Raw genomic sequence first — 213 nt, forward strand, 5'->3', positions numbered from 1 at the left:
TTACCACTTTGTGATTCATGACTGGGGTGAAGTCGTAACAAGGTAACCGTAGGGGAACCTGCGGTTGGATCACCTCCTTACCTAATAGATACAACCCGCGTAGTGCTCACACAGATTGTCTGATAGAAAACGAGCAGTAAAACCTTATAGGCTTGTAGCTCAGGTGGTTAGAGCGCACCCCTGATAAGGGTGAGGTCGGTGGTTCAAGTCCAC

Annotated in this window: 1 rRNA gene; it reads left to right on the forward strand. The window is 48.8% G+C overall.

What is annotated here, in order from left to right:
- Positions 1–80, forward strand: a 16S ribosomal RNA gene (locus F3J29_RS22975); the annotation flags it as partial.
- Between the last annotated feature and the right edge of the window lie 133 nt (positions 81–213).

The organism is Enterobacter sp. Cy-643 (assembly GCF_011752815.1).
Taxonomy (GTDB): Bacteria; Pseudomonadota; Gammaproteobacteria; order Enterobacterales; family Enterobacteriaceae; genus Cedecea.